This window comes from Vibrio sp. Isolate24, assembly GCF_022398215.1.
Lineage (GTDB): Bacteria > Pseudomonadota > Gammaproteobacteria > Enterobacterales > Vibrionaceae > Vibrio > Vibrio coralliilyticus_A.
The window spans coordinates 33,298-46,492 of record NZ_JAKEUU010000005.1; the positions used below are offsets into that span (position 1 = coordinate 33,298).

Annotated in this window: 11 protein-coding genes; all 11 read left to right on the forward strand. The window is 44.7% G+C overall.

Going from position 1 to position 13,195, the window contains the following annotated elements; translation table 11 throughout:
• The first annotated feature begins 6 nt into the window (after window positions 1-6).
• The 11 genes from L1D23_RS17640 (at window position 7) to L1D23_RS17690 (ending at window position 13,149) form a co-directional block, all read left to right on the forward strand.
• Window positions 7-2,079 carry a chemotaxis protein CheA gene (locus L1D23_RS17640; protein WP_239869121.1) on the forward strand — a complete coding sequence of 691 codons (2,073 nt, stop codon included), beginning with the start codon at window positions 7-9 and terminating at the stop codon, window positions 2,077-2,079.
• A 9-nt stretch (window positions 2,080-2,088) separates the two neighbouring features.
• Window positions 2,089-2,640, forward strand: a complete 552-nt coding sequence (locus L1D23_RS17645) for a chemotaxis protein CheW (RefSeq protein WP_239835718.1) — start codon at window positions 2,089-2,091, stop codon at window positions 2,638-2,640.
• Entirely contained in the window at window positions 2,637-3,107 is a 471-nt protein-coding gene (locus L1D23_RS17650) for a chemotaxis protein CheW (RefSeq protein ID WP_239835719.1), read from the forward strand. The genes L1D23_RS17645 and L1D23_RS17650 overlap by 4 nt, the downstream gene beginning before the upstream one ends.
• Before the next feature lie 34 nt (window positions 3,108-3,141).
• The gene (gene aer2 / locus L1D23_RS17655; RefSeq protein ID WP_239869125.1) at window positions 3,142-5,544 is read left to right on the forward strand and encodes an aerotaxis transducer Aer2; all 2,403 of its coding nucleotides are present in this window, start codon (window positions 3,142-3,144) and stop codon (window positions 5,542-5,544) included.
• Window positions 5,529-6,383: a protein-glutamate O-methyltransferase CheR gene (locus tag L1D23_RS17660; protein ID WP_239869127.1), complete on the forward strand. Its 855-nt coding sequence runs from the start codon at window positions 5,529-5,531 to the stop codon at window positions 6,381-6,383. Before aer2 ends, L1D23_RS17660 begins: the two co-directional genes overlap by 16 nt.
• Before the next feature lie 8 nt (window positions 6,384-6,391).
• Window positions 6,392-7,039 carry a chemotaxis protein CheD gene (locus tag L1D23_RS17665; protein WP_239869129.1) on the forward strand — a complete coding sequence of 216 codons (648 nt, stop codon included), beginning with the start codon at window positions 6,392-6,394 and terminating at the stop codon, window positions 7,037-7,039.
• Window positions 7,036-8,082: a chemotaxis response regulator protein-glutamate methylesterase gene (locus L1D23_RS17670; protein WP_239869131.1), complete on the forward strand. Its 1,047-nt coding sequence runs from the start codon at window positions 7,036-7,038 to the stop codon at window positions 8,080-8,082. Before L1D23_RS17665 ends, L1D23_RS17670 begins: the two co-directional genes overlap by 4 nt.
• Before the next feature lie 25 nt (window positions 8,083-8,107).
• The gene (locus L1D23_RS17675) at window positions 8,108-9,277 is read left to right on the forward strand and encodes a methyl-accepting chemotaxis protein (protein ID WP_239869140.1); all 1,170 of its coding nucleotides are present in this window, start codon (window positions 8,108-8,110) and stop codon (window positions 9,275-9,277) included.
• A 59-nt stretch (window positions 9,278-9,336) separates the two neighbouring features.
• Complete coding sequence (locus L1D23_RS17680; protein WP_239835725.1) at window positions 9,337-9,636, forward strand: STAS domain-containing protein; 300 nt, start codon at window positions 9,337-9,339, stop codon at window positions 9,634-9,636.
• 17 nt (window positions 9,637-9,653) lie between these two features.
• A complete protein-coding gene (locus L1D23_RS17685) occupies window positions 9,654-11,351 on the forward strand; it encodes a fused response regulator/phosphatase (RefSeq protein ID WP_239869143.1) in 1,698 nt (565 codons plus the stop codon).
• A gap of 124 nt (window positions 11,352-11,475) precedes the next feature.
• Complete coding sequence (locus tag L1D23_RS17690) at window positions 11,476-13,149, forward strand: FapA family protein (RefSeq protein ID WP_239869144.1); 1,674 nt, start codon at window positions 11,476-11,478, stop codon at window positions 13,147-13,149.
• The last annotated feature ends 46 nt before the right edge of the window (window positions 13,150-13,195 follow it).

Genomic DNA, 13,195 nt, shown 5'->3' on the forward strand with positions numbered 1-13,195 from the left:
AAGCTTATGGCTTTAGATATGGAACAATTGCGCAAGATGTTTTACGAAGAATGTCGTGAAAATCTTGAAGTGTTGGAAAATGTACTGCTCAATCTGGATGTTACGTCTCTCGAGCAGGAGTCGATTAATACTATATTTCGTGCCGCTCACTCCATTAAAGGTGGTGCAGCTACGTTCAACTTGTTCGATATCAGTGAATTTACCCATTCTGTAGAAGCTTATCTCGATTTGGTTCGAAATAATGAACGAGAACTCACCGCAGAAACCGTGGATTTACTCCTCAAAAGTGGCGATTGCATTCAAAGCATGCTGGAAGGGCACGAGCTTGGTAGGGCCGTAGATACTGAGCTGCAAAAAGAAGTCAGCGCGCAACTCCAAAGATTATTGGGTGCAGAAGTGATAAATTCAGAGCCAGAATCTGGCCGATTAATGCCTTCGTTGGAGAATAATGACGAAGCTTTATCTGGTGCTTCTGGAAATGAAGGTGACTGGCTTGTGACTTTCGAGCCTCACCCAGAAATGTTCTTCAGTGGCAACGATCCCCTCAGAATCTTACGTGAACTCAAAGATCTTCACCCTTCGTGCGTTATTACCGTAAATACTGATTTCTTACCTGAGATCGAGGCGATAGAAGCTGAATTGTGTTACCTGCGATGGCAAGCGAGCCTTGATGCAGCGGTTGAAGAGGAGAGTATCCGAGAAATATTTGAATGGGTTGAAGACGAGTGCGAACTAGGGATTGAACTTGTCTCGCGATCTCCCGATTCTGTTGAAAGCTCACCAGAAGCAGAAATTATGGCTCAACAAGCAGCACCGCCATCACTGGCGACAGCAGAGCCAAAGTCACCCAAAGTCGCCAAATCCGAAACCAGCGTGAGTTCTATTCGAGTGGATATCGATAAGGTCGATGGCCTGATCAACTTAGTGGGAGAGCTTGTTATTACTCAATCTATGCTTACCGAAATTGGCAACGACTTTACGATTGATAAGCTAGAAAAACTCAAAGTCGGCTTAGCGCAGTTACTACAAAATAGTAAAGATCTTCAGGAGAATGTTCTTAATATCCGAATGTTACCTATGAGCTTTGCGTTTAGTCGTTTTCCACGACTTGTTCGCGACTTATCTAACCGTCTTGAAAAACAGGTCGATTTACAAATTCAGGGTGAACAGACCGAATTGGATAAAACCGTATTGGAACGCATTGTGGATCCTCTCGTGCACTTAGTCCGAAATGGTATCGACCATGGTATCGAACAACCTCAAACTCGCTTAGAACGCGGTAAACCTGAACAAGGTGTCATTAAACTCAATGCTTACCATCAAGGTGGCGCCATAGTGATAGAAATTAAGGATGATGGTGCTGGACTTGATTGTGACAAGTTGTGGAACAAAGCGACAGAGAAAGGCGTATTAGCGCCAGATGCTCGCCGAGAAGATATCAGCGACAAACAGATCATGAATCTGATCTTTGCTCCCGGTTTTTCTACAGCAGAGGAAGTGTCAGATATTTCTGGACGTGGTGTGGGTATGGACGTGGTCAGACGAAACATTGAAGAACTGGGTGGGCACATTGAAGTTGAATCTGAACTGGGCGTTGGTAGCTGCTTTACGATCAACCTCCCTTTAACTCTGGCAATACTGGATGGCCAACTGGTCAAAGTTGGTGGGGAAGTGTATGTGATCCCGTTATTAACCATAGTGGAGTCCATCCAGATTGATACAAGTTGTATCAAGTTAGCTTCTGGAGGCATTGAGTTGTATCGACTGCGTGAGGAAAACATTCCTATATTGCGCTTACAAGAAGAGTTAGAAATGGGGAAAAGCGGCGCTTTAGATGAACGAATTCTGTGCTTTGTTGAAGCTGCCGGTAATCGAGTTGGGCTTTTGCTGGATGAGTTGCTTGATCAACAGCAAGTGGTGATTAAAAGCCTTGAGTCCAACTACAGTAAAGTTTCTGGGATATCTGGTGCGACCATTCTTGGTGATGGCTCTGTGTCATTGATTCTCGATATTCAGGGGTTGATTACGAACTTTCTCAAACGTACCTCGGATTCAGCTCATAGCGGCTTAGCAGCGTAGGGAGGATGGATGGAAACAGCTCTAGTGACAGGAAGTACCACCGACTCGCGACAGGTTATTGAAGCGCAAACTCAGGCTATTCTTGAACAAGTGAGTGAAGAAGGTGTTTCGCAAAGTGCCGATTTTTTAAGTTTTAAACTTGAAAATGAGTTGTATGGCGTTGAAATAAAGGATGTAGAAGAAATTCGTGTCTGGGAGCGACCGACGCCAATACCACGTGCGCCTCAATATGTGAAAGGGGTGATTAATCTAAGGGGCATGATAGTACCTGTGATTGACTTACGCTGCCGATTTGAGATTGGTACATGTGAATATTTACCTACGACCGTTGTGATTGTGCTTCGTCTACGGGCCGAAGAAAGTGAGCGACTGATGGGGCTTGTCGTTGATGCTGTCAGCGATGTAGTCAGTCAGGGACAAAATGAGCTCTACCCAAGCGTTGGGGAGTCTCTAGTTACCCCTTACCTACAAGGTTTGATGAATGTGGGTGATCAGGTTATGTCTTTGCTGAACACGGAAGAGCTTCTCAATATCGACCGAATTTTGAGGAGAGAGACATGATCATGCCACAAGAGTTTTTGAGTTTTGTTCTCGGCGATGACGAATACGGTGTGCCTATTCTTGATGTCCGAGAAGTTCGTGGCTGGAGCTCTATTCGGGAAATTCCGAACTCTCCAGAGTATATGCTCGGGGTGTTGGAAATTCGTGGGGAGTACGTGCCTATTGTTGATTTACGCGCGCGTTTTGGATTACCGCCTGCTGAAATAAGTACTACCACGGTTGTTATTGTGCTCAATGATGCTGAGATGCATCCATTAGGCATCATCGTTGATGGCGTTTCAGAAGTCTATTCATTGCTGGATGAACAAATAAAGCCGGCGCCACACGTATCGCATTCAGTTGACCATAGCTATATCAGAGGTATTGCTTCTGTAGAAAATGGCCATCTGATTTTAATAAAACTTGAAGCTCTGTTCGACGTGGCAGAGTTAGCAGTACCTGACCGAGCTGAAGAGAGTTGGGCCTAGCAAATCAGACAAAGCAACCAGTGAGAGGTGACTCATGGCATTTTGGAATCGGAAACCACAGCCTGATGCAGCGGAACAATTTTCCGCCTCTGCTCAGGATAGCCTAATGGAAGAATATGAGCCTACAAGTGAGCAAGGGTTATCGAAGGATCAGCTCTTTTCTGCATTGAATGCAGCGCAAACAGCCTTGATGATGATTGACCGAGACTTCAATATTACTTACATCAACCAAAAGTCTCTCGAACTTTTGAAAAAACATGAAGCTCTGTTTCAATCGCTCTGGCCCAACTTTCGAGCTGATGAAGAGTTTCTAATGGGGTTTTGCATCGACGGTTTTCATGCCAACCCGGCGCATCAACGCCATATGCTTTCCAACCCCTCCAATCTGCCATATACCACAACGATTACAGTAAAAGACGTCAAAATTGAGCTTAACGTGGGAGCCATCATTGATGGAAAAGGGCAATATGTCGGCAATACATTGGAATGGTCTGATGTGACAGCTGAACTCGCTCAACAAAATGATATCGCAAGGTTGCAGGCGGCGGTTGATCAAGCTCAAACCGCGATGGTGATGATTGATCGTGACTTTCAAATCACATATGTCAACCAAGAGACAGTCCAATTATTTAGTAAGCATGAAGCGACCTTACGTACGGTTTGGTCAGGATTTACAGCTTCAGAAGAGTGGCTAATGGGTAGGTGTATAGATGAGTTCCACAAAAATCCTGCTCATCAGAGACAGCTATTATCGACGCCGAATAACTTACCTTACAAAACGGATATTGACATTGCCGATATAAAAATTGAGCTCAACGTTGCCGCGATCACCGATGCAAAAGGTAACTATATAGGTAACACGTTGGAATGGCGTGATGTCACTGAAGAGAGAGCGAAAGAGCAGGAAGTAGGGCGTTTAGCATCAGCGGTCAAAGGTATGACGACCAACCTGATGATGGCGGATAAAGAAGGCATTATCCAATATATTAATCCTGCCTTATCCAGTTTATTGAAATCGCGAGAAAGTGACTTACAAAAAGCCTTGCCAGGCTTTGATGCGAGTCACCTTGTAGGGAAAAACATCGACGTCTTCCATAAGAACCCAAGCCATCAGCGCAATATCATCAACAATCCTGAACGTCTTCCTTTTAGTTCTAATATCGCTGTCGGTGGGCTTGAGTTTAATCTTACTTGCATTGCGATGCATGATACTAAGGGCAATTATATTGGACCAGCTCTGCAATGGGAGGACATTACCGAGCAACAAGATGGCCAGCGTCAGGTTGAGGCTTTGATCCAACGTGCCATCTCTGGTGAGCTTAATGAACGCATTGATACATCAGTCTACAGTGGGTTTATGAAAGAGCTAGGTGATGGTATCAATAATTTGCTGGATACCATGGTAGAACCTATTGGTCAGTGTATTGATGTTATGAGTCGCGTCGCAGACGGCGATCTCAATACCAACATGTCCGATAACAAAGGGGAGTTCGGCAGGCTTTCTGATGCGGTAAACACTTCGATCATTAACCTTCGCAATATGGTTGAAAAAATCACCCATTCTTCGGCTCGGGTGGCCACTGCTTCTACTGAGATCGCAGAGGGAAACAATGACTTGAGTCAGCGCGTCGAAGCTCAAGCCTCAAACCTAGAAGAGACCGCGGCAAGCATGGAACAGATGACGGCAACTGTACGCCAGAATGCTGACAACGCTAAAGGAGCCAATAAACTAGCGGAGGATGCAACCAAGAAAGCCAGCAAAGGTGGGGAAGTGGTTGGTCAGGCAGTGTCGGCTATGTCCGAAATTAACACCGCGAGTAAGAAAATTGCCGATATTATTGGTGTAATTGATGAAATTGCCTTCCAGACTAACCTATTAGCTCTGAATGCAGCGGTAGAAGCAGCAAGAGCGGGTGAGCAAGGGCGCGGCTTTGCGGTTGTAGCAGGCGAAGTTCGTAACTTGGCTCAACGAAGTGCCGCAGCTGCCAAAGAAATTAAAGGGCTGATTAAAGACAGCGTAGAAAAAGTCGATGAGGGTTCACGACTTGTTGATGAGTCCGGCGAAACTTTGAATGAAATTGTCGATGCCGTCGAGAAAGTCACAGAGCTGATTGCTCAGATTGCTTCGTCTAGCTTAGAGCAGTCGACGGGGATTGATGAGATAAATCGTGCCATCACGACGATGGATGAAATGACACAGCAGAACGCTTCCTTAGTTGAAGAAACTTCGGCAGCAAGTCAGTCCTTGAAAGATGAAGGCAAACAGCTGCTTCGTCTAATGAACTTTTTCGCGACAGATGATAACGTCGCGACATTTGACTCCAGAAGGACGGCAGACTCTGGGCAGAGTAGTAATGTGAGGGAGATAAGAACACCGCGTGTAGCAAACTCAGGATTTAAGGCCAGTGAGGAAGGGGACGAATGGGAAGAGTTCTAAGCCGAGACGAGGGGGCGCTACCGAGTGAAGAATTTGAACTGACGGATAGAGATTTCAAGTTTATCCAGTGGTTCATGCATAAACACGCCGGTATCTACTTTTCTGATCGAAAACGAACTATGGTGTACGGCCGCATTAGTCGCCAGCTTAGGCGGCTAGGCCTGACGCGATTCTCTGAATATAAGCTGCTGATAGAGCAAGACAATAAAGAGCGCGTTAGGTTTATCAACAGCCTCACCACTAATAAGACGCAGTTTTTCCGCGAATATCATCACTTCGAGTTTCTCGAAAAAATTTTGTTAGAAGAGTGGCAGCAGCAAGGCCTCGATAGAGTGAACATCTGGTCGGCAGGGTGTTCAACTGGAGAGGAGCCCTACAGTTTTGTGTCTTCTTTGTATTGTGCAAATGCATTCAGCCGTTTTCAGCAAGTTGAAATTTCTGCGACAGATCTCGATACCAAAGTGTTGTCTCATGCGAAGCAGGGCATTTATAGCGAAGAGGCGATCTCTACCATTCCGGCTAAGTATCTACAGCGCTGTTTTTTTAAAGGAAGGGGGGCTCAGGAAGGAAAAATCAAAATTGCCAATGGCCTGCAGAGGTACGTTCAATTTGAGCAGTTAAACCTGTTAGATGGATGGGGTTGGCAACGGCCTTTTGATTTGATTTCTTGTCGTAATGTCATGATTTATTTTGATAAACCTACCCAAGAGAAATTGATTCGACGCTTTCACCAACAGCTTAAGCCTAATGGTATTTTATTTCTTGGTCATTCGGAAAGTGTCGGCTCGTGTAGCAATATCTTCCGTCACTTAGGCAAAACCATCTATGTGAAACAGTAGGGGGAATTATGATTGGGCTAAAAGATTCGAAACCAAAATATGAAAATAGCCATTTCAATCGCTTTTATCACCCTCAAAAAGAGAGGCATATGATTAAGGTATTTCCTGGAGGGGTCTACTGGACACAAGAAGATGAATTGATTGCAACGGGGTTAGGCTCATGCATCGCAGCTTGTATTTGGGATGAATCTGCTGCTGTCGGAGGGATGAATCACTTTCTGCTGCCATTTCATAATCACTCAGAAATCAACTCGTGGAGCCCTGATGAAGTTGTGTCTACCGCTTCTCGATATGGCAGCCATGCGATGGAAATGTTAATTAACGCATTGATTGCCTATGGGGCAACGCGCTCATCTCTCAAAGTTAAGCTGTTTGGCGGGGCTCAGATGCTGGGACATCATTCTATGATTGGAGAGAAGAACATCGCATTCATTTTAAATTACGTAAAGCAGGAGAACCTAGATGTTATTGCTCAAGATCTCGGTGGGCTAGAGCCCCGAAAGATTATTTTTAATCCCTTAACAGGTCAGGCTTGGCTCAAGCGAATCCCTTATACCGAGGTTCATCATCTTCAGCAAGAAGAAGACAAGTATGCCAGTCAATTGGATAAAGAAAGCCATCGCCCTCATGACGACGATGTGGAGTTGTTTTCATGAAAAAAATTAAGGTGTTGATCGTCGATGATTCCCCAGTGTTTAGATCATTGCTTGAACAGATCATTAACTCGGATCCTGAACTTGAAGTAGTTGCGATGGCCGGAGACCCTTATCAAGCACGTGATTTAATCAAGGTTCATAACCCAGATGTACTAACCTTAGATATAGAAATGCCCAAAATGAATGGCGTACAGTTTCTCAAGAATTTGATGCGCTTACGCCCTATGCCAGTGGTGATGATATCAACCTTGACGCAACATGGTGCGGAACCAACATTGACGGCTCTAGAGCTCGGGGCGGTTGATTACTTTCCTAAACCTTCGGTTTATAACACGGGTGAGATGGTCACCTATAAAGATTTGGTTAATGACAAAATAAAAATGGCGGCAGGGGCGAATGTGCTCCAAGACAAAGCGAGGCTTATGCCTTCGAAGCTTGTGAATGCCCATAGTGGAAAAACCAAGTTTGAGTTAGTCGCCATTGGCGCGTCAACGGGAGGAACTGAAGCTATCAGGTTGGTTTTGTCAGCCTTACCCGCAGGATTACCACCAATTGTGATCACGCAACATATTAGCGCTATGTTTAGCGCGCCTTTTGCACAACGGCTAAATGACAACAGCAATATTCAAGTCAAGGAGCTGGCTGTGAGTAAAGCACCACTAGTTAATGGTTGTGCGTATGTGGCGCCTGGAGATAAGCACTTAGTGGTGGTCAAGCAAGGTGTGCACCTGTATTGCCAGCTTGATGATAGACCCACGGTTAACAGGCACAAGCCTTCAGTTGATGTCATGTTTGATGCCGTGGCAGAGACGGTGGGGAGTAATGCGATTGGTATCATTTTGACAGGGATGGGGCAGGATGGAGCAAAAGGTTTGCTGAGAATGAGGCAAGCAGGAGCAGTGACCATTGCTCAGGATCAAGCCTCTTCTGTTGTTTGGGGAATGCCCAGAGTCGCTGTTGAGCTTAATGCTGCGCAAAAAGTATTAGGCCTGAAAAAAATACCTCAACAGATTTGTGACTGTTTAAAGCAAGCGATTGAGTGATGAGAAACAACGTCAGGAAAGAACTATGAGCAAAATAATAAGGGCACCAAAATATCGATATGGTATTGCGATTAGCACGCAGGTCATATTGCTGTCTATTGGAATGACCCTTTCTTCCTCGATCGCACATGTCGCTGTCATGGTACTGGCTGCTGCGGTTCCATGGTTTGTGATTCCTCGCCGAGAAGCGCAGCACAATGAAGATAAGCCGTCTATTCAACAGACTAAACCGGTCCAAAATACCAAAACAGCCGCTAAGGATATTAGTGAACTTCTCGGCAAAATCTCCTTGCAGCTTAATGAACCACTTGATCACCAGCATAGCGTTGTGGATGAGTCCGTTGAAACGTTGAATGAAAGCTTCTTTGAGGTGCAAAAGCTTGCTGAAGGACAGAATGAGATAGCTGAGGCGCTCGTCAGCAACATGGTTGGGAATAAGCAAGGGGATTACGACATTGCGCAAGTCCTACCTAAAACTGAAGGCATTATTCGCCAATTTGTCGATACGCTAATCAATGTGTCAGAAAAGAGCATCTCTGCGGTGCACAGTATCCATGATATGTCCGAAAAGTTGGACTCGGTTTTCAAATTATTAGCGCAAGTTAGAGGGTTATCTGAACAAACCAACTTACTTGCACTGAACGCAGCCATAGAAGCGGCAAGGGCGGGGGAAGCTGGGAGAGGGTTTGCTGTCGTCGCTCAAGAAGTGAGAAATCTGTCTGTTAAAGCCGAGGAGCTTAATAGCCAGATTGAGAAAGAGATTAACATTGCTCAGAACACGGTCGAGGAAGCGAATAAGACGGTTGGTGAAATGGCATCCATCGACATGACAGAGGCCATCGAATCTAAAGATAAGGTCGATGATATGTTGAAGGGAGTGCAAAGAGCGAATGAGTCCGTTGAGCAAGAAGTGCAAAAAATTAAATCCATTGGTGTCACCCTTCACCGCCGTGTTGGAGATGGTGTCCGAGCTCTTCAGTTTACCGATATTATTGTTCAGCAAGGCGATTATGCCAAGATGAGTGTCGGGTTCCTTGAGCAAATGGCCCATCTCTTTGTGGAATACGCCAATGGAAAAATTAGCGGTGAAGAATTTAACCTAGCGGTTTATGAGCTAAAGAACAGCCTTGAGAATAGAGGGGCGCCTGCCGCTTCCCAAGAAAGTATTGAAGAAGGTGAAGTTGAACTTTTTTAAGCAAGTGAGTTTGAGTGTGCATGAGCCAGTAAGGCTCTTGTCGTAAACAAGGAGATACTATGTCAGTAGAGTCGGAAGTCGATGTGAATGCTAAGCACGTTACCATCCTGATTGAGGGCGCTTTTGGTTTTAACTTAGTGCAGGAGTTTCGTCGCTGTTATTCAGATAAACGAGATTTTCAATTTACTATCGATCTGCGCAAAGTCGACTATATCGACAGCGCCGGGCTAGGGATGCTGCTTAATATGCACAACTATCTCGAACAGGATGATGGGATGATCCGTATTACTAATACGCTACCACAGGTACGAAAGATACTGACAATTTCTCGTTTTGATAAAAAATTTGCTATTGAATAGCGGTTAAGGAGGGTCGTATGCATGTCATGATAGTTGACGACCACGCGACAAATCGAGAATTATGTCGGTTCATGCTTGGTGAGATGGCTGAGGAAGTCACAACATTTGAAAATGGCGAAGGTGTGGTTGAGGCGATGCAGGAGATGTCATCGCTTCCTGACGTTATTTTGCTTGATGTAATGATGCCAGTCAAAGATGGGTTTACTACTGCTCAGGAAATCCGAGATGCATTTCCAAATTTACATATCCCTATTATTTTTCTGACCGTTTTAGATGACCACGACTCGTTTGAGCGTTGCCTGACCTTAGGTGAAGACTTTATCCCTAAACCTGTCGAAAGAAGTGTACTTGTAGCTAAAGTGCAGGCGCATTATCGAACCGTGAAGATGCACAATGAGGTTAAGGAGCAAAGGGATGAGTTGAGTAAATTCCATGAACAGGTCCGCTATGACTATGCCATCGCTGAGTCCATTTTCTCCAATTTGATGGATGAAATGAGCGCCCAAGTGAAAAGCATCTATGGCGTCAACTACATTTCTACACCCTCTACGATTTTTAACGGGGACCTGATTGTTGTCGCCAATCGCCCGCATGGTGGCGTTTACGTCATGATCGCCGATGCAACCGGGCATGGTTTACCTGCCGCGATATCAGCAATACCTGCTACGAGAGCATTTTTTTCAATGGCATCAAAAGGTTTATCGTTAGGGGAGATTGTGCGAGAACTTAACGATGTACTGGTGCGCTTTCTTCCTATGGGAATGATGCTTGCCGCGAGTGTGTTTGAGGTCAGGGCTAATGGATTTGAAGTCTCTTGGTGGGGGGGCGGTCTTCCTGACGGTTACCTTCTTGATAAAGATGGCTCAATTGTCCGCAAGTTGGTATCTAGGCATATGCCGCTGGGGGTGCTCGAAGCTCATGAATTTGAAACAGACCTTATTCATTTAAAAATGGAGCCTGATCAGAAAATCGTCTGTTATACAGATGGTGTTATTGAGGCAGGGAATGGTACTGGGGAGCAGTTTGGTCAAGAAAGGTTGGAAGAAGCGATCACCTCTGGGCGAGCTCTCATTCCTACCCTGTTTGAATCTGTGAGAAAATTTGCTAATCGCAATGTCGGTGATGATCTTTCTATTCTGGATATGGAATTCCCAATCTCTAATAGTAATGATCACGTTGTTAAGCAAAATAGCTTTTACCTGAGTAAAACACCGACTCAATCTAAGATGCAATTTCCAGCTTCAGTATTAAAATCGGTAACGATCATGACGGAAGTTCGTCAGATATTAACAGGAGTAATGTCTGGACCTCATTTAGATTTGGTCTGTTCAGTTCTTTCTGAACTCTTTGCTAATGCGATAGAGCATGGTCTATTGCGACTTGATTCTAAGATTAAGGAGGAACCGGACGGATTTTTTACTTTTTATCAGATGCGTGAAGATAAATTGAAAGAGTTGCCTGAAGATCTGTGGGTTTCTTTGGCTATTGACTATAAGCCAGAGCAGAAGCAGTTGGTTATGAATTTAGAGCATAACGGTACTGGCTTCGATTATGAAGAAATAAATCGTGAACCAGATGAGAAAACACTCACTCATGGGAGAGGAATAGTTCTTGCTTCTGAATTATGTGACTCTTTGGAGTATTCAAAACAAGGGAAATGCGTGACAGCGGTGTATAGTTTAGATGCTCAGCATCACTTCCCGAGCTCTGTTTGATGACATTTACACTGTAAACGGAGCCTAGAAGTGACCTACGCCCTACTTTGTCACAATTTTGATACTGTAATTCGTGAGGATTATATAAACTAAAGTTATAGGGATTTGACTAAGTAGGCTGTAAATGTGGGAAAAATTAGTCAGCTTATCTGATGATAATCAACAGGTTATTGCTAAATTAAGACCAGATATGAACATTGACGGTCGTTTTGACAGTAAGGGTGTTGAAGAGGCATTAGAGCAGATAGGTGCCACGGACTTTTGCATATTAGAGGAAGAAATTACTCGGTTTATTAATTGTGCAAAGGAAGGTAAGAGTGAAGCTCAGGTAGGTTTTCCTATCGCTGAAGTCAGAGATGCAATGGTCGAAGTCGTACTCTCTGAGCATGACATGTTGGCCAGTATGGTTGTCACCGGTGCTTATCGAGGGTCACCACTTAAAGGCCCTCAGATCGTACACGCCTTAGCTCAAGCGCACGTCACGAAAGGAATCAATAAATTAGCCCTCAAAAAAGTGCTAATGATGAGCCATCAGCTAAAACCGGGAGAAACTTTTACACAACCTGTTGCAAAAGGTAAGGATCCTGTTCAAGGGCAAGACGCCAAATTTATTCCACTCGTAAAAGACGTCACCAAGCAAGTTCTCGCTCCTACACAAGATCAGAATGGTAAAGTAGATATGCTTGATCTTGGAGGAACCGTAACGGTCGAAGAAAAAGCTCGTTTGATGAAGCGCATTCCGGCCACAAAAGGTACACCTGGTGTCACAGTTCAAGGCAAACCTATTCCTCCCAAAGCTGGTAATGATGCAATGCTCAAAGCCGGCAAAGGCTCAGAAATCTCTCCGGATGACCCGAATGTGCTGATTGCAGCGGTGTCAGGAATGCCTGTGATTAAAGAGCGTACCGTCGAAGTTGAAGATGCGCTTTGTTTACCGACCATAGGCGTTGCTACGGGGCACATAAAATTCAAAGGCAATGTTGTTGTTACGGGTAATATCGAGTCTGACATGATGGTTCGAGCTACCGGTAATTTAACTGTGGGTGGATTTATAGAGTCTGCGGATGTTCAGGCGCAGGGCAATATTGATGTTGCCAAAGGTATTATTGGCCACAATGTTTCAGAAGATGAAGCCAAAAGCTGCCATGTAAAAGCGGGCGGCTCTATTACTGCAAACTATGCTCAATTCTCAGAACTGCAAGCTGCGGAAAATATTAACCTGTCAGTACATTGCATGAATAACGAAATCCGTTGTGGCAAAGACCTAATGGTATCAGATGAGGCAGAGAAGCAAGGCACCTTAAGTGGGGGGCAAGCCAAGGTGGGTGGCAAAGTTACCTGTGTAAACCTTGGTGTCGAAGGTGATACACCGACTTATGTCAATGCCTTTGCTCGTTATCAAAATTTCAAAGAGCGTCAGCAAAAGTACAAAGAGCAATATAAGCTTGCTCAAGAGGCGACCATGGATGTGGTTCGCAAGGAGTTAGAGTTCAAGAAAACACCGAAATCTGAACGAAGTGATGAAGAAGAAGCCAACATCGAGAAACTCAAGACAGAATCGAATGCTCGGTTAGAGAAAGTGAAAGCGGCGCGAGATAGACATGAACTAGAGTTTGAGCAAGCTCTTGAAGAGAATGTTGTTGAGGTGAAAAGTAAAGTTTTTACTCACGTTACCGTTCAGTTTGGTGATGAAAAAGTCATCACTAAGCGAGTACATGGTGCGAGTACATTTTCTTTTAACCAGTATGAGATCCGTTGTGCTTACGCTATAGATGAAGAAGCGCTCGAGCAAGAATAAGTGCTTTTGCTTAGAATGACCCATTTATTATGGGTTGATATTATTG

Excerpts from the sequence above, each read along its gene's own strand:
- L1D23_RS17640 (WP_239869121.1), top strand. The coding sequence starts at position 7 with ATGGCTTTAGATATGGAACAATTGCGCAAGATGTTTTACGAAGAATGT.
- L1D23_RS17645 (WP_239835718.1), top strand. The coding sequence starts at position 2,089 with ATGGAAACAGCTCTAGTGACAGGAAGTACCACCGACTCGCGACAGGTT.
- L1D23_RS17650 (WP_239835719.1), top strand. The coding sequence starts at position 2,637 with ATGATCATGCCACAAGAGTTTTTGAGTTTTGTTCTCGGCGATGACGAA.
- aer2 (WP_239869125.1), top strand. The coding sequence starts at position 3,142 with ATGGCATTTTGGAATCGGAAACCACAGCCTGATGCAGCGGAACAATTT.
- L1D23_RS17660 (WP_239869127.1), top strand. The coding sequence starts at position 5,529 with ATGGGAAGAGTTCTAAGCCGAGACGAGGGGGCGCTACCGAGTGAAGAA.
- L1D23_RS17665 (WP_239869129.1), top strand. The coding sequence starts at position 6,392 with ATGATTGGGCTAAAAGATTCGAAACCAAAATATGAAAATAGCCATTTC.
- L1D23_RS17670 (WP_239869131.1), top strand. The coding sequence starts at position 7,036 with ATGAAAAAAATTAAGGTGTTGATCGTCGATGATTCCCCAGTGTTTAGA.
- L1D23_RS17675 (WP_239869140.1), top strand. The coding sequence starts at position 8,108 with ATGAGCAAAATAATAAGGGCACCAAAATATCGATATGGTATTGCGATT.
- L1D23_RS17680 (WP_239835725.1), top strand. The coding sequence starts at position 9,337 with ATGTCAGTAGAGTCGGAAGTCGATGTGAATGCTAAGCACGTTACCATC.
- L1D23_RS17685 (WP_239869143.1), top strand. The coding sequence starts at position 9,654 with ATGCATGTCATGATAGTTGACGACCACGCGACAAATCGAGAATTATGT.
- L1D23_RS17690 (WP_239869144.1), top strand. The coding sequence starts at position 11,476 with ATGTGGGAAAAATTAGTCAGCTTATCTGATGATAATCAACAGGTTATT.